Annotated in this window: 19 protein-coding genes; 14 read left to right on the top strand and 5 right to left on the bottom strand. The window is 63.7% G+C overall.

Going from position 1 to position 15,468, the window contains the following annotated elements; genetic code table 11:
* The first annotated feature begins 20 nt into the window (after window positions 1-20).
* Complete coding sequence (gene nadC, locus ACZ5TB_RS00555) at window positions 21-869, top strand: carboxylating nicotinate-nucleotide diphosphorylase (protein ID WP_464792449.1); 849 nt, start codon at window positions 21-23, stop codon at window positions 867-869.
* Window positions 862-1,659, top strand: coding sequence for a ribonuclease T2 family protein (locus tag ACZ5TB_RS00560; RefSeq protein ID WP_464791624.1), 798 nt, complete (start codon window positions 862-864; stop codon window positions 1,657-1,659). Before nadC ends, ACZ5TB_RS00560 begins: the two co-directional genes overlap by 8 nt.
* 3 nt (window positions 1,660-1,662) lie before the next feature.
* On the opposite strand, the gene ACZ5TB_RS00565 is transcribed toward ACZ5TB_RS00560, so the two are convergent.
* Both ACZ5TB_RS00565 and ACZ5TB_RS00570 read right to left on the bottom strand, forming a co-directional pair.
* Window positions 1,663-2,085 carry a DUF4112 domain-containing protein gene (locus ACZ5TB_RS00565; protein WP_464791625.1) on the bottom strand — a complete coding sequence of 141 codons (423 nt, stop codon included), beginning with the start codon at window positions 2,083-2,085 and terminating at the stop codon, window positions 1,663-1,665.
* Window positions 2,086-2,102: 17 nt separating this feature from the next.
* The gene (locus tag ACZ5TB_RS00570) at window positions 2,103-3,554 is read right to left on the bottom strand and encodes an ABC transporter substrate-binding protein (protein ID WP_464791626.1); all 1,452 of its coding nucleotides are present in this window, start codon (window positions 3,552-3,554) and stop codon (window positions 2,103-2,105) included.
* Window positions 3,555-3,794: 240 nt separating this feature from the next.
* Between ACZ5TB_RS00570 and ACZ5TB_RS00575 the strand changes: the two genes are divergently transcribed.
* Genes ACZ5TB_RS00575 through ACZ5TB_RS00585 form a run of 3 tightly spaced genes read left to right on the top strand, consistent with a single transcriptional unit; the run spans window position 3,795 to window position 5,421 of the window.
* Window positions 3,795-4,733, top strand: a complete 939-nt coding sequence (locus tag ACZ5TB_RS00575; RefSeq protein ID WP_464791627.1) for a right-handed parallel beta-helix repeat-containing protein — start codon at window positions 3,795-3,797, stop codon at window positions 4,731-4,733.
* A gap of 45 nt (window positions 4,734-4,778) precedes the next feature.
* The gene (locus tag ACZ5TB_RS00580) at window positions 4,779-4,982 is read left to right on the top strand and encodes a hypothetical protein (protein WP_196225314.1); all 204 of its coding nucleotides are present in this window, start codon (window positions 4,779-4,781) and stop codon (window positions 4,980-4,982) included.
* Window positions 4,983-5,010: 28 nt separating this feature from the next.
* On the top strand, window positions 5,011-5,421 hold the full coding sequence (locus ACZ5TB_RS00585; RefSeq protein ID WP_464778926.1) for an STAS/SEC14 domain-containing protein: 411 nt from the start codon (window positions 5,011-5,013) through the stop codon (window positions 5,419-5,421).
* 31 nt (window positions 5,422-5,452) lie between these two features.
* Here the strand turns inward: ACZ5TB_RS00585 and ACZ5TB_RS00590 are convergent, their stop codons facing one another.
* Window positions 5,453-6,853 (bottom strand): helix-turn-helix domain-containing protein, encoded by a 1,401-nt coding sequence (locus ACZ5TB_RS00590; protein WP_464778927.1) that lies wholly within the window; start codon window positions 6,851-6,853, stop codon window positions 5,453-5,455.
* Window positions 6,854-6,995: 142 nt separating this feature from the next.
* Here ACZ5TB_RS00590 and ACZ5TB_RS00595 point away from each other — a divergent pair, with 142 nt between their 5' ends.
* The 8 genes from ACZ5TB_RS00595 to grxD all read left to right on the top strand — a co-directional run bounded on the left by ACZ5TB_RS00595 (window position 6,996) and on the right by grxD (window position 12,875).
* Window positions 6,996-8,588 (top strand): isocitrate lyase, encoded by a 1,593-nt coding sequence (locus ACZ5TB_RS00595; protein WP_464791628.1) that lies wholly within the window; start codon window positions 6,996-6,998, stop codon window positions 8,586-8,588.
* Window positions 8,589-8,611: 23 nt separating this feature from the next.
* Window positions 8,612-8,764 (top strand): hypothetical protein, encoded by a 153-nt coding sequence (locus ACZ5TB_RS00600; protein WP_196225318.1) that lies wholly within the window; start codon window positions 8,612-8,614, stop codon window positions 8,762-8,764.
* Window positions 8,765-8,906: 142 nt separating this feature from the next.
* The gene (locus ACZ5TB_RS00605; protein ID WP_464791629.1) at window positions 8,907-9,593 is read left to right on the top strand and encodes a glutathione S-transferase family protein; all 687 of its coding nucleotides are present in this window, start codon (window positions 8,907-8,909) and stop codon (window positions 9,591-9,593) included.
* A gap of 95 nt (window positions 9,594-9,688) precedes the next feature.
* Window positions 9,689-11,143: a 3-isopropylmalate dehydratase large subunit gene (gene leuC, locus ACZ5TB_RS00610; protein WP_464791630.1), complete on the top strand. Its 1,455-nt coding sequence runs from the start codon at window positions 9,689-9,691 to the stop codon at window positions 11,141-11,143.
* 109 nt (window positions 11,144-11,252) lie between these two features.
* Window positions 11,253-11,846, top strand: a complete 594-nt coding sequence (gene leuD, locus ACZ5TB_RS00615) for a 3-isopropylmalate dehydratase small subunit (RefSeq protein WP_460987457.1) — start codon at window positions 11,253-11,255, stop codon at window positions 11,844-11,846.
* A 58-nt stretch (window positions 11,847-11,904) separates the two neighbouring features.
* Window positions 11,905-12,228: a DUF1476 domain-containing protein gene (locus tag ACZ5TB_RS00620; protein ID WP_464791631.1), complete on the top strand. Its 324-nt coding sequence runs from the start codon at window positions 11,905-11,907 to the stop codon at window positions 12,226-12,228.
* An 18-nt stretch (window positions 12,229-12,246) separates the two neighbouring features.
* Complete coding sequence (locus tag ACZ5TB_RS00625) at window positions 12,247-12,480, top strand: BolA/IbaG family iron-sulfur metabolism protein (RefSeq protein WP_097090923.1); 234 nt, start codon at window positions 12,247-12,249, stop codon at window positions 12,478-12,480.
* A gap of 62 nt (window positions 12,481-12,542) precedes the next feature.
* Complete coding sequence (gene grxD, locus ACZ5TB_RS00630; protein ID WP_196225323.1) at window positions 12,543-12,875, top strand: Grx4 family monothiol glutaredoxin; 333 nt, start codon at window positions 12,543-12,545, stop codon at window positions 12,873-12,875.
* Between the two features lie 10 nt (window positions 12,876-12,885).
* Here the strand turns inward: grxD and hemW are convergent, their stop codons facing one another.
* A complete protein-coding gene (gene hemW, locus ACZ5TB_RS00635) occupies window positions 12,886-14,061 on the bottom strand; it encodes a radical SAM family heme chaperone HemW (protein WP_464791632.1) in 1,176 nt (391 codons plus the stop codon).
* A 58-nt stretch (window positions 14,062-14,119) separates the two neighbouring features.
* Between hemW and ACZ5TB_RS00640 the strand changes: the two genes are divergently transcribed.
* Window positions 14,120-14,728 carry a CAP domain-containing protein gene (locus ACZ5TB_RS00640; RefSeq protein WP_464791633.1) on the top strand — a complete coding sequence of 203 codons (609 nt, stop codon included), beginning with the start codon at window positions 14,120-14,122 and terminating at the stop codon, window positions 14,726-14,728.
* Window positions 14,729-14,743: 15 nt separating this feature from the next.
* Here the strand turns inward: ACZ5TB_RS00640 and rdgB are convergent, their stop codons facing one another.
* Entirely contained in the window at window positions 14,744-15,373 is a 630-nt protein-coding gene (rdgB, locus tag ACZ5TB_RS00645; protein WP_464791634.1) for an RdgB/HAM1 family non-canonical purine NTP pyrophosphatase, read from the bottom strand.
* Between the last annotated feature and the right edge of the window lie 95 nt (window positions 15,374-15,468).

Here is a 15,468-nt window from a genome sequence, read left to right on the forward strand (position 1 = left end):
TCAATGCACAAAGAGCGCCCATGACCTTCACCTTGCCCGGCTTCGATCTCGACGCCTTCATCGCCTCAACCCTTGCCGAAGACCTCGGCCCCGACGGCCGCGACGTCACCAGCGAGGCAGTGATCCCCGCCGATGCGATCTTCGATGGCGTGATGGACAGCCGCGACGCGGTGACGCTGGCGGGCCTCCCCATAGCCGCCGCCTTCTTCCGCGCGCTCGACCCGGATGTGGAAATCGCGCTGCTCCGCCAGGACGGCGACCGCGTCGCGCCGGGCACTGACATCATGCGCATCCGGGGCAAGGCCCGCGCTATGCTGACGGCGGAGCGTTCCGCGCTCAACACCGTCCAGCACCTGACCGGCATTGCCACCATGACCCGCGCCTATGTGGACGCGATCACGGGCACCGGCACAACCCTGCTCGACACACGCAAGACCATTCCGGGCCTGCGCGTGCTGGAGAAATACGCCACGCGTCAGGGCGGCGCGACCAACCACCGCATGGGTCTGTGGGATGCCGCGATGATCAAGGACAATCATGTCGCGGTCGCAGGTTCGGTAGAGGAAGCCGTCCGCCGCGCCGCCGCCGCCGGGATCGCAAACATCATCGTCGAGGTCGACCGCATCGACCAGATCGAACCCGCACTCGCCGCCGGAGCCACCCACCTGCTGCTCGACAATATGGACGCGCCCACCCTGCGCGGGGCCGTCACCCTCGTCGGCGGCCGGGTGCCGACCGAGGCGTCAGGCGGCGTCACGCTCCAGACCATCCGGGCCAAGGCGGAAACCGGCGTCACCTATATCAGTGTCGGCCGCCTGACCCAGTCCGCCCCCGCCGCCGATATCGGCCTGGACTTCGCCTTTGCGTAAAGGGCTCGCGGCCCTGCTGCTCCTTGCGGCGCCCGCCCCTGCGCTGGCGCAGGCGGCCTATTGCTCCATCCCGCAGCAAGTGCCGCGCCCCCGCCTCGAACTCCCGCCCACCAGCGAGCCGCGCCGTTTGCCGCCCATCACCGGCTACACGCTCGCGCTCAGCTGGTCGCCGCAATATTGCGCCACAGCACGCGGGCCGGACAGCGCCTTCCAATGCGGCGGTCGCAACGGCAAGTTCGGCTTCGTCCTGCATGGCCTCTGGCCCGAAGGCAGGGGGCGCGACTGGCCGCAATATTGCCGCGCCGCCGATCTTCTGCCCCGGCAGGTCATCCGCCAGAACCTCTGTGCCACGCCGTCCGCGCAACTGCTCCAGCATGAATGGGCAAAGCATGGCAGCTGCATGACGACGCGGCCGGAGCTGTATTTCAACCTCGCCCGCGCCTTTTACGACGGCATCCGCTATCCCAACATGACCCTGCTCGCCCGCCGCGAGACGCTGACCGTCAAGCAATTCGCCGCCGAGTTCGCCCGCGCCAACAAGGGGCTCACCCCCGACATGATCCGCATCAGGACCACGCGCGACGGCGCGCTGAGCGAAATCTGGCTCTGCATGGATCGTGCGATGGATTATGCCCGCTGCCCCACCGGCCAGCGCGGCGCGCCCGCAGCGGCAAAGCTGCGCATCCAGCCCGGCCCCAACATCCTGCCGCCGAAAAGCGGCGCCGTTCCGGCACGCCGCCCGGCGTTGAAGCTCGACCTCGACCCCAACGCGCAAATACCGGCCGGTTGAAAGCTAACCCTCGATCGTCACCGTCGAGGGATGATGCTTATCCAGATGCCGACGGATGATGCGCAGGTTCTTCGTATTGGACTTGAACAGAAAGTCGAACACGTCACCCGCGAACGGAATCGCGCCCACGACCGTGTCGAACCCCACATTGGCCGCCATCCGCGCCAGCTGCCATTTCGGCATGCCCAGATTGCGCGCTTCCCACACGATCCACGCGCCCATCGCGGCCGTCGCGAGATCGCCCACCACCGGGATAAGGCCGACCAGACTGTCCAGCCCCACGCGTCGGGTCGTACCGGGAATGATGAACAGCCCCTCCAGCATTGCCTCCATCGCTTCGATCCGCCGCCGCACCGAAGCGGGGTCGCGGCCAAAGCCCGGCAGGTCACGTACCACACGGTCAAACTGGTCTTGCGATAACGCCATGCTGTTCCTCCTGCCCCCTAATTGGGGCTGCGGAACAGATGGTTCAATGGATGCCGCGCCCGTGGCGAAGGCATGAAGCCGGTCAGCCGCCGCGACACCAGCGACCAGCGCACCGGCGCGCCCAGCGCGATATAGCCGTTATGCGCCTGCATCAGCGCCTCGGCCTGCGCCACCCGCGCCATGCGCTCGGCCGCGCTGCCCGCCATGCTTGCCGCCCGCAACTGTGCATCGGCCTCTGCCGAGCAATGCACCTTGCGCGCGCACCCGGCGCGACCGAGATACCACAGGACGCTGTCATAAGCGGCGACTTCATCGATCAACCGCAGGTCGGCATCATCCTTCATGCCCACCCGCTCGACCCGCAATCCGATCAACGCCAGGTCATGGCGGACCAGCGCGAACAGGCTCGTCGCACCCGGCCCTTGCGGCAACGCCACCCGCAACGGCGGAGCCTCGCCATTGTCGCTGCGCCACCGCGTGATGACCGCACTGGCAGCCGCCCGCCGGTCCTCCAGCGGCATGGCGGACCAATCCGGCGCTGTCGGCGGCCGTGGCAGGTCCATCTGCGTGGGCACGATCTTGTCGGTAATGGCCCATCCGCCTAGCGGAAACAGGATGGGTAACTGATTGCGATCGATCGCCATGTTGATCGCTCGTCGGACGCCGTCATCGTCCAGCAGCTTGCCCTTGCCGGTCACGGCAAATCCCAACAGGCCCTGCACCGGATCGATCCGCACCGCATCGCGATCAACCCCGGCCGGCACCAGCAGCGGCAGGTCGGCGAACCGCCCGCCCAGCACCGCCGCCGCCTTGCCTTCACGAAAGCGAATGATGGCCAGCGCTGCCCTGTCCGCGCGCAGGATGCGTGTCTCCCACGCTGCCGCCTTCGCCTCTTCCCCATCGTCATCCTTGGGCGCCTTGTCGATCGGCGTCAGCGTCAGCGCCTTGCCCCATGGCTCGCGCCGGTAAGGCCCGGTGCCGCCCTGCCGCGACAACAGCGCCATTTGCGGTTGCGCCAGCATCTGCAACAAATAGGGGCGGGGATGGGATAGACGGATCTCGATCACCTCGCCGGTCATCGGCACGACCGCCTCCACCGCGTCCAGCGGCCCGTCCGGGTCCAGCCGCCGCAATGTCTCGATCCGCGTCATCAACAGTCGGGCGACATCTTTCGCCGTCACCTTCGTCCCATCGGCCCACTGTGCGCGTCGCAGGCGGAAGATATAGCTGCGCCCATCTTCCTCGACGATCCAGCGCTGGGCGAGCGCGGGCAGTATCTCACCACCCGCATCAAAGGCGACCAACCCCTGCGCCGTCGCCTCCAGAATCAGCTTGGCGCCCGGATTGGGCAGGTTTTCGATCGGCTTGGCGAAGTCAGCGGGTGATCCGATCACGCTCACCACGACCGGCCCGCTCGCCTCCTGCGAACAGCCCGCGATCATCGCGGCCGCGCCCAGAAGGACAGCCATCGATCGAAGCAGGGGGGCAGCCACGGTCATGCGTATGACAGGCTTAGGGTTTATCAGGCTCAAGTTGAAGCTTTTAGAGCGTGATCGCTCAATCGGAATCACTTTTCCCCGTTCGCCCTGAGCCTGTCGAAGGGTTCTACTTCTTCTTCACCCGCAGAAGGTATTTCTGTCCCGGAACAGGATTTCATTAACCACGACTCCACATTGGCCGCTCTTTCCCAACCGTCTATGTCTTTAGATATGCGTATCCTTTCGACGATCCTGCTCGTTTCCGCCGCCGCTGGCGCCGCTGCCCTGGCACAGGGGATGCCGACGCCTTTCACGGTGGTCGAAAGCGGACGCGGCTACACCTCGCTGAAAGATGCAGTGGCCGCGATCGGCAATGGCAAAGGCACGGTCCTGATCGCGTCCGGCACCTATGCGCAATGCGCGGTGCAGCAGGGCGGGGACGTCGCCTTCCGCGCCCAGACGGCGGGCAGTGTCATCCTCGACGGCATGCCATGTGAAGGCAAGGCGGCACTGGTCTTGCGCGGCCGATCCAGCAGCGTGGACGGCATCGTGTTCCAGAATCTGCGCGTGCCCGATGGCAATGGCGCGGGCATCCGGCTGGAGGGCGGCAACCTCACCGTCACCAACAGCCTTTTCCGCAACAGCGAGGAAGGGATTTTGAGCGGCGACTCGCCGGGCAACAGCGTCACGATCGACAAATCCACCTTCCGCCATCTTGGCCGGTGCGACCGCGATCTGGACTGTGCCCATGGCATCTATATCGGTCGATATGGCAAACTTATCATCACGCGGTCGCGATTCGATCAGGGCGATGGCGGCCATTATCTGAAAACCCGTACGCCCCGCGTCACCATCACCGGCAACAGCTTCGACGACAGCCACGGCCGCCTCACCAACTATATGATCGACCTGTCCAACGGGGCGAGTGGTGAGATCAGCGGCAATGAAATGGTGCAGGGCCGGGACAAGGATAATTACAGCGCCTTCATCACCGTCGCCCCGGAAGGGCGCGAACATGACAGCAGCGGCCTGTCGATCGCTGGCAACAGCGCATCCTTCGTACCCGGCTTGCAACGCAGCAGCAGCTTCGTCGCCAATTTCACCGACGACGCGGTTAAGATCGGCGCGAATCGTCTGGGCGCCGGTATCAAGGTCAGCGATCGCCGCTGATGGCCCCCGCTTGCATGGCGGGTTGCCCCGCCCGATAATGGCGCCATGCGCAGCACCTATGATTCCGCCACCGTCCGCCTTTATCATCTAAGCGACAGCGAAGAAGGCGGTGCCGCGACCACCCTTTTTTACGGCCCGTTAAGCGAAGCTGTGCATATAGCGCAGCAACAGCCCCAGGAAATCCAGGATGGGCTGTTCATCGCCACGGACAATGACGTGGTTGCCTGGCTGGATTTGCAGGAGGACTGAACTAAGCCCTTCTGGATTAGGAGGGGTTGTGCAGAAGTTGGAAGGCTTTTTCGAGGTCGGCTATGACCGCGATCGCAAGCTGCTACGTATCACCACTTACGGCTTCTGGAATCTGGATGCGGTCGATCAGTTCGGCCGCGCGCTCGAGGAAGAAGTCCGCGCGGCGGATCCCTCGTGCGACGTCCTGGTCAATACCTGCCGCACGGAAATCCATACCCCCGAAGTCAGCGAAGCGCTGGGTCGCCTATCCTACAGGCACAAGGATTCGGATACCGGCCGCATCGCCGTAGTTTCGCCTTCGGTGCTCCTGCGCATGCAGACGAGACGGCTGCAAAATATGAACACAACCTACGGCTATTTCGAAACTGAGCAGGAGGCTCTCGACTGGCTTGCAACGCCCGTGGACCTGGCGGTGCCTCAAGCGCGGGCAGCAGGCTGAACCCATCCAATTACCCGCGCAGCGGCGCTGCTCAACCGTCCGCAAAGCCAAAGGGCGCATAGCCCCGGCGATAGTCCTCCGGCAGCATTTCACGGCCGATGGGCGGCGCGGATCGCGCCATGCACTGGCTCCGATGACACAGGCGGCATGTCAGTCCGATCGGCGTCGGCTCGGACGCTCCCAGCCCCTGCGTGTAAATCAGCCGATGAGCATGTTCCGCCGCGCAAGCAAGCGCGATCGCCCGCTCCACACGCGGCGCGCCCCAGCCGCCGCCGCCCGCCGTCACCCTCCGCGCGATGGAGAAGAAGCGCTGTCCGTCGGGCAGTTCCAGCCATTGCGTGACTACCTCGCCGGGCCGCTCGAACACATGATGGATCGACCAGAGCGGGCATGATCCACCGTGGCGGGCAAAGGGGAAGCCCGCGCCGTCCAGCCGCTTGCTGACATTGCCAGCCCGGTCGACGCGCAGGAAGAAGAAGGGCACGCGTTCGTGCGCCGGCTTCTGTAGCGTGGTCAGCCGGTGGGCCGTCTGTTCAAAGCTTGTCCCGAACTGCCGGGCCAACGCTTCGACGTCATAGCGCCGTGCCTCCACCGCCTTGGCGAAGGCTCCATAGGGCATCAGTATGGCGGCGGCGCCATAGTTGGCGAGACCCTGGCGGGTCAGTTGCCGTCCGCTCGCGCTGGAAAACTGCCCGTCCTTCAGCAGCGACTCCATGTCTGCGCGCATTTCCAGATAGGCGATCTGAATCGCCAGCTGAAAGGCGGTGCTCGCGCTGTCCAGCGCATCGTCAATCAGCACCGCGTCGCGATGCCGGTCCAGCCGCCGCATCGACCCCGCCATGACATCAGGCGGCAGGCGCCGGATGCGCAGGCCGTGCTTGCTTTTCAGCCATGCCGCCGTGCCGCCTGCTTGTTCGATCTGCGCGGCGATCCTTTCCCCCGCATCGTCCAGCGGCGGAAAGCTGTTGCGCCGCGCGCCCAGGAACCGGCGCGCCTCGGCCGCCGGGTCCGGCGCTTCGTCGGGTGCGTCGGCGCGATCGCCGCTCCGGTCGGCCAGCGCCAGCTGCTCCTCGCGATAGGCGGTATGCAGCCGCAGCAGCGCTTCGCTGAACCCCGGATAGTTGATCGCGACGTCCTGCATCGCCAGCGTGGGAAGGTCGATATCGGCGAACATCGGGTCCTTCAGCGCCACCTGCAACCGCGCCGTCTGCTCTGCGCCGCCGTCGCCCGCCAGCTCGCTCATGTCCATCCGGTAAGTGCGCGCCAGCCGCAGCAGCATGTCGGCGGTCAAAGGCCGCTGGTTCCGCTCCAGCAGCGCGACATAGGAAGCGGAGATTTCGAGGTCCGCCGCCATATCCGACTGCGTCAGCCCCAACTCCCGCCGCAACCGCCGCAAGCGCGGCCCCATATAGACGGGACGATCCTTGGCCATGTTCGCGTGCGCTCCTGTGCAGACATTACAACTATACAGAGAAAGTTTGTAAAGATCGACAACTGAACCTCACACCCCCTCCCGCCAAGGATCATCCTCCCCCAAAACGCTTTTAATTCGCCAATTCATTCAGGGAATCGAGATGACCTACGCCCAACAAATCACCCGCGCCTCCACCCTGTTGGGCGAAGAACCCAACTGGAACGGCATCGCCGCCGATTCGGTCGCCAGAATGCGTCTCCAGAACCGCTTCCCCACCGGCCTCGACATCGCCCGCTATACCGCCGCGATCATGCGCCGCGACATGGCCGCCTATGACGCCGACCCCGCGAACTACACCCAGTCGCTCGGTTGCTGGCACGGCTTCATCGGCCAGCAGAAGATGATCAGCATCAAGAAGCATTTCGGCACGACCAAGGGCAAATATCTGTACCTGTCCGGCTGGATGGTCGCGGCACTGCGCTCTGAATTCGGTCCGCTGCCCGACCAGTCGATGCACGAAAAGACCAGCGTCCCCGCGCTGATCGAGGAACTCTACACCTTCCTGCGTCAGGCCGACGCCCGGGAACTCGGCATGCTGTTCCGCGATCTCGACAAAGCGCGCGAGACGGGCAACGAGGTTGAGGTCCATCGCCTCACCAACGCGATCGACAATCATGAAACCCACATCGTCCCGATCATCGCCGACATCGACGCAGGCTTCGGTAACGCCGAGGCAACCTATCTGCTCGCCAAGAAGATGATCGAGGCTGGCGCCTGCGCGCTCCAGATCGAGAATCAGGTTTCGGACGAAAAGCAGTGCGGCCATCAGGACGGCAAGGTCACCGTTCCGCACGAGGACTTCCTCGCGAAGATTCGCGCCTGCCGCTACGCCTTCCTCGAACTCGGCATCGACGACGGCATCATCGTCGCGCGCACCGATTCGCTGGGTGCGGGCCTGACCAAGCAGATCGCCTTCAGCCGCGAGCCCGGCGACCTTGGCGACCAGTATAACAGCTTCCTCGATGTCGAAGAGGTCGCCGATCCATCGACCCTGCGCGGCGATGTCGTCATCGCCCGCGACGGCAAGCTGCTGCGGCCCAAGCGCCTGGCGTCCAACCTCTTCCAATTCCGCTCCGGAACCGGCGAGGACCGGGTCGTCCTGGACTGCATCACCTCGCTTCAGAATGGAGCGGACTTGCTCTGGATCGAAACCGAAAAGCCGCATGTCGAACAGATTGCGGGCATGGTGGACCGCGTCCGCGAGGTCATCCCGAACGCCAAGCTGGTCTACAATAACTCGCCCAGCTTCAATTGGACGCTGAACTTCCGCCAACAGGTGTTCGACAACTGGCAGGCAGAGGGCAGGGACATCTCCGCCTATGACCGCGCCCGGTTGATGAGCGCGGACTATGACGCCACCGATCTTGGTCGCGAGGCTGACGAGAAGATCCGCACCTTCCAGAAGGACGCCGCAGCGCGGGCGGGTATCTTCCATCACCTCATCACGCTGCCGACCTATCACACGGCTGCGCTGTCGACCGACAATCTGGCGCGGGAATATTTCGGCGACGCCGGGATGCTCGGCTATGTCGAGGGCGTCCAGCGCCGCGAAATCCGCGAAGGCATCGCCTGCGTTAAGCACCAGAATATGGCGGGCAGCGACATTGGCGATGATCACAAGGAATATTTCGCCGGGGAAGCAGCACTGAAGGCTGGCGGCAGCCACAATACGATGAACCAGTTCGCAGCTTGAAGAACCAAGGAAAGGAGGACGAAATGACTGAACCTGCAAGGTCCCGCGCGGTTTTCTCGACCGAGGATTTCTCGCTGCTCAGGACGGCGGTGGCCGATTATCTACAGAAGGTGAAGGATACGCCGGATTCGGTGAAGTTCGCCAACCTCTATCACCGGCTCGGCCGCCTGCGCTGATTGCCCGCACCGATGACAGGAAGTCCGCCGCCGACGGCCCCCGGCGGCGGGCTTTTTGTCGATCGCCTTAGCAAGCTTTGCGCTTTCGCCCGAACGGCCAGACGCTTATCCTGGAGGTGTCAGACCCGACGGGAGAGCCCCCATGCCCTACACGCTCATTACCGCGAACCGGAATTATTCCAGCTGGTCACTGCGTCCCTGGGTATTGATGAAGGCGCTCGGCATTCCGTTCACGGATAGGCTTGAGCCCTTTGTGCAGAGCATAAATTACTCTGCCTTCCGCAACTTTTCACCGACCGGGCAGGTGCCTGCCTTGATCGACGGAGATCGTACGGTGTGGGACTCGCTCGGCATCACCCTCTATCTCGCCGATCGCCACCCTGCCGTATGGCCGCAGGAAGAATCCGCCCGCGCCTTCGCCCAAAGCGCCGTTGCGGAAATGCACAGCGGCTTTGCGACCCTGCGCAACGAATGCCCCATGAATGTCGGTGTGCGAGTCGAACGCGACCTGCCCTCGCCCCAGTTGAACCGCGACATAGCGCGGCTTTCGGAATTGTGGGGGGAGGGGCTGAAGCGCTTTGGCGGTCCTTTCCTTGCCGGGCCAGCCTTCACCGCGATCGACGCCTTTTACGCTCCCGTCGCATTCCGGGTGCGGACCTATGACCTGAATGTCGGGCCAGTGGCGCACGGATGGGTTGATCACATGCTGGCCCACCCCGCGATGCAGGAATGGGAAGCCGCCGCTCTCGCCGAAACCTGGCGCGAGGAAAGCCATGAGGCGGAGGTCGGCGCGGCTGGCCGCATTATTGCGGATTATCGCGCGTCCTGACCTGCCTTTGGCAAGCATGCTATCGGCGTAGACAGCAAATATTGCCGCCATGCCCCCTTTCGCCGCGCCCGCTCTGGGTCTAGGGGGAGAGGGTTATGGTCAAGCCCCGCACGCTGTACGAGAAGATTTGGGACGCGCATGTCGTTGAACGCCGTCCCGATGGAACCTGCCTCATCTATATCGACCGCCACCTTGTTCATGAGGTGACGAGTCCCCAGGCCTTCGAGGGTCTAAGGATAGCGGGCCGCCCGGTGCGTCGCCCCGATCTTACGCTTGCGGTGCCGGATCACAATCTGCCCACGACGCCCCGCCGCGACGCACAGGGCAACCGCATCCCCATCGCGGATCCCGAAAGCGCGCAGCAGCTTGCCGCGCTGGAAAGAAACGCGCCGGAATTCGGTGTCCGCCTTATCGGCGACGCGGATCTGGAACAGGGGATTGTTCACGTAGTCGGGCCGGAACAGGGCTTTACCCTGCCGGGCACGACGCTGGTCTGCGGCGACAGCCATACTAGCTCGCACGGCGCATTGGGCGCGCTGGCGTTCGGCATTGGCACGTCGGAGGTGGAGCATGTGCTCGCCACGCAGACGCTGTTGCTCAAGCAATCGAAGACCATGGAAGTGGTCGTCGAAGGCGAATTGGGCTTCGGCGTTACGCCCAAGGATGTGGCGCTGGCCATCTGTGGCCGTATCGGCACGGCGGGCGGCACCGGCTATGTCATGGAATATCGTGGCTCTGTCTTCCGCGACATGTCGATCGAAGGCCGCCTGACCGTCGCCAACATGTCGATCGAGGCGGGCGCTCGTTCCGGTCTGTTCGCCCCGGATGAAAAAACCGTCGCTTATCTGAAGGGCCGTCCCATGGCGCCCAAGGGTACTGATTGGGATGCCGCAGTTGCCTATTGGAAGGCGCTGGCGACCGATGAAGGCGCGCAGTTCGACAAGACGATCGTGATCGATGCCGCCGACATCGTGCCCAACGTCACCTGGGGCACCAGCCCCGAGGACGTCGTGCCCGTGACCGGCGTCGTTCCCGATCCGGAGAGCTTTGCCGACGCATCCAAGCGCGCCGCCGCGCAGAAGTCCCTGGACTATATGGGCCTCACCGCCGGGCAGCGGATGGAGGACGTGGCCGTCGAACATATCTTCATCGGCAGCTGCACCAACAGCCGCATAGAAGATTTGCGCGCCGCCGCCGCGCTGCTGAAGGGCCGCCATGTCGCGGATGGCATCAAGCAGGCGCTGGTCGTTCCCGGCTCTGGCCTCGTAAAGCAACAGGCCGAAGCCGAAGGGCTCGACCGCGTCTTCACCGAGGCAGGTTTTGAGTGGCGCGAACCCGGTTGCTCGGCGTGCCTGGGTATGAACCCGGATAAGGTCCCGGCGGGCGAGCGCTGCGCGTCCACCAGCAACCGCAACTTCATGGGCCGTCAGGGACCGGGCTCACGGACGCATCTTGTCTCGCCCGAGATGGCGGCTGCTGCGGCCATCACCGGCCATCTGACCGACGTGCGCGAATTGCTCAACGAAAAACAGGGAGAGGTGGTCGCATGAAGAAGGTATTCTGGGTGTTGGCGCTCGGCGCGCTGGCCAGTGCCGCCATGGCGGCGACCCTCGGGCGTGCGGAAGATAGCCGCCGCCTGGAGACCAAGCGGGCGCATTGATGGACAAGCTGAATATCGTTGAGGGCAAGGCCTATCCGTTCGGGATGAAGAATGTCGATACCGACATCGTCATTCCGGCGCATTGGCTGAAGACCATTTCGCGCTCGGGCCTTGGCAAGGGCGCGTTTGAGGTGCTGCGCAAGGAACCGGGCAACGTCTTTGACGATCCGGAATATGCTGGCAGCCCGATCCTGATCGCGGGCGACAATTTCGGCTGCGGGTCGAGCCGCGAACATGCTGCCTGGGCGCTCGCTGACCTTGGCATCAAGGTGGTGATCGCGCCGAGCTTTTCCGACATTTTCTCTGGCAACGCGTTCAAGAACGGCATCCTTACCGTGGTGCTGCCGCAGGAAGCGATCGACCGGCTGATGGAAGTCGCCAAGAGCGATCCGATCCATGTCGATCTTGAGCATCAGACCGTTACGACGCAGTTTCAGGACCGCTTCCAGTTCGAAATCGACCCGTTCCGCAAGCATTGCCTGCTTGGCGGGCTGGACGAGATCGGATTGACGCTGGGGCAGGCCGATACGATCAGCCAGTTCGAGGCAAAGGATGCGGGGCTGCGGCCGTGGCTTGTTCCCGCCGTTGCGTAACCGTCCCGATCTTCCTATCTCATCCCAGACTTCAGCTTCTTTTTGACAAGGCACAGGCATGACGACTTTCGACGACCGCGAAAAGGCCTTTGAAAATATGTTCGCCCATGACCAGGAGATGCAGTTTCGCATCCAGGCGCGGCGGAACCGGCTGCTCGGCGAATGGGCCGCAGTCAAAATGGGACTGACGCCGGAGGAGACCGACGCCTACGCCAAATCTGTAGTGCAGGCCGATTTTGAGGAAGCTGGCGACGAGGATGTCATCCGCAAGCTGGTGGGCGACATGACCCAGGCGGGCGTAGACATTGATGAGCCAGGCGTACGAGCGGCTCTGGAAGAGCAGCAGGTGATCGCGCGCCGCCACTTCATCGAAGCCCAGTAAGCAGGACGGACACGACCCATGCCGATGGCTGCCGAAGACATTGCGGACATGATCCGGGCGGCCATTCCGGACGCGGAGGTGGAGATTACCGACCTCGCCGGTGATGGCGATCATTATGCGGCGCGTGTCGTAGCGGAAAGCTTCCGGGGCATGAGCCGGGTCGCGCAGCAGCGCGCTGTCTATGCCGCGCTCGGCGGTCGGATGGGCGGCGTGCTGCACGCCTTGCAACTGACCACTGCCGTTCCCAACTAACCGCTATTATTTTTCATGCGCGCCGCCCGTGATCGCGGCGCCCGACAGGACTGGACCGACCCATGACCGACGCCGTGCATCAGCGGATCGCCGATATTGTGAACAGCAATGACGTCGTGCTCTTCATGAAGGGAACACCCCTGTTCCCGCAATGTGGGTTTTCCAGTCGTGCAATTGCCATCCTCGATCATCTGGGCGTTGCCTATGAGTCGGTGGACGTGTTGCAGGATCAGTTGGTGCGGCAAGGTATCAAGGCTTTTTCGGATTGGCCGACCATCCCGCAGCTCTATGTGAAGGGCGAATTTGTCGGCGGCAGCGACATCATGATGGAAATGTATGAAGCCGGTGAGCTTCAGCAGCTGATGGCCGATGAAGGCGTCGCAGCGGCAAACTGAATCGCCGCAATCAGACCTTAACAATCTCTGGCAGAATGGCGTCCAGCAGCAGCATGGCTGCTGGCGTGATCCTTAGGCGCTGATCCTGACGTTCGATCAGGTCCAATTGGGCGAGCCGCGCAATGGCCGCTTCGTCGATCAGCTGCTCGACGGGAATACCGGATAGCGCCGAGATGCGATCAAGATCGACGCCTTCCGCAAGTCGCAATCCCATCAGCAGCGCTTCACGCCCGCGATCTTCTGGCGTCAGCACTTCCTCGCTTTGCAGCCCGTGGCCGTTGCGCCGCACGGCGCCCATCCAGTTTTCGGGCTTTTTATGTCTTAGCGTTGCCATCCCCTCACGCCGCCCATGCGCGCCGGGGCCGATCCCGGCATAGGTGCCATATCGCCAATAGGTGAGGTTGTGGCGGCTTTCCTGGCCCGACCGTGCATGGTTGCTGATCTCATAAGCAGGCAAACCGGCGGCAGCGGCCATGTCACGTGTCTGCTCATACAGGGTGGCGGCATGGTCCGGATCAGCGGGCGTCAGCTTCCCCTGAGCGACAAGGGTAGCGAACCGCGTGCCCGGCTCGATCGTCAATTGATAAAGCGACAGGTGATCCGTTCCAAAGGCAAGGCCGCGCGCCAGCTCCGCCTCCCAGTCCGCCTCGCTTTGGTCGGGCCGCGCATAGATGAGGTCCAGGTTCACGCGACCGAACACCGACTGCGCGACATCCAGCGCCGCCAGCGCCTCACCCACATCATGCGCACGGCCGAGAAAATGCAGCGCCTGATTGTCGAGCGCCTGCACCCCCAGTGACACCCGGTTCACCCCCGCACGCGCCAGATCGGCAAAGCGCGCCGCTTCCACCGAACTCGGATTAGCCTCCAACGTGATTTCCATGTCCGCCGTTGGCCGCCAGTAGCTGGCGGCAGCGTCGATGATGTTCGAGACGATCTCCGGCGGCATCAGCGATGGCGTGCCGCCGCCGAAAAAGATGGATGAGAGCGGGCGCCCGCCAGTCAGCCCCGCTTCATGAGCCAAGTCGTCCAGCAGCGCCGCCCGCCACGCTTCGGTATCGATGTCCGCACGGACATGGCTGTTAAAATCGCAATAAGGACATTTGGAAACGCAAAATGGCCAATGGACATATAAGGCCATGGCTTCAGGCGCGGGCGCCGGGGAATCGATAGGGGGCAGGGGCATGAGTGGAGCTGTCCTTAGACGGCTTTGGGCCATCGGGCTAGCAACGGCAGCGCTCGCGATGACGGGGGTCATTGCCGCTCAGCCAGCCAAAGCCTCCCCGTTGAGCCGGGCGGTGCCCACCCAGGCGGTCATGCCCGCCGCCTATTACGGCATGGAGGAAGCGGAACGCGGCAACATACTGCTGCGCGACGTGGTTCTGGGCATGCACAATGACGAGCGCGAATCGCTGGGTCTTACGCCGTTGGTTTGGGACAGCGCCCTTGCGCAGGACGCTGCCCGCTATGCCCGGCAGATGGCCGAGACCAACCGCTTCCAGCATTCCCCGCGCGCATCCCGCGCTGTTCCCAGCGGCGAGAATCTCTGGATGGGTCCGCGACGACTCTATGGATATGACACGATGATCGGCGCCTTCCTCGACGAAAAACGCCTGTTCCGGCGGGGAGGCAAATTGCCGGACATCAGCCTGTCGGGCCGTTGGGAAGATGTCGGCCATTACACGCAGATAATCTGGCGCGGCACGAAAAAGGTCGGCTGCGCCCTCGCCGAGGGGCAGAATTACGATTATCTCGTCTGCCGCTATTTTCCCGCAGGCAACGCCTTTGGCAAAGGTCCGCTGGACGCCGACGACAGCCCCTTTGGCTCCCGTCTGGCCAGCAGGGGCGAATAAGCCCGCGTCGCCTCTCTAGAAAACCGTCGCCACCAGCTGCGCGAAGGCATCCGCGCGGTGGCTCATCGCATGCTTCTTTTCCGGCTCCATCTCGCCAAAGCTGATCGTGTGGCCCAACGGCTGGAACATGGGGTCGTAGCCAAAGCCCTTGTCCCCGCGCGGCGGCCAGCAGAGGATGCCGTCAACCCGCCCCTCAAACACTTCGACATGCCCATCAGGCCATGCAAGCGCCAGCGCACAGATGAAATGCGCGCCGTGCCCCGCGTCAGGCCCCTTGGCTTCGATCGCATCCCATACGCGCTGCATGGCGATGCTGAAATCCTTCGTCTCACCCGCCCAGCGAGCGGAAAAGATGCCAGGATCGCCGTTCAGCGCCTCGACGCACAGCCCGCTATCATCGGCCAGCGCGGGAAGGCCCGACAGGTCGGCCGCCTGCATCGCCTTCAGTTCGGCATTGGCGATGAAGGTGGTGCCGGTTTCGTCGGGTTCGGGCAGGTCCAGAGCGGCCGCCGACACCGTTTCGATGCCGAAGGGCGCCAGCAGTTCGCCGATTTCGCGAACCTTGCCCGGGTTGTGGCTGGCGATCACCAGCTTGCCCGGCCCCAGCTTGCGGATGGCCTGTTCCTGTCCGAAATCGTCGCTCATGATTATGTCATTCTCCCCGTTCGCTTCGAGCATAGTCGAGAAGCGCGCAGTGCATAGATAGCATTTCTCGAAACGCCCGAAACGAACGGACGAAT

Source organism: Sphingobium sp. TomTYG74 (genome assembly GCF_055393875.1).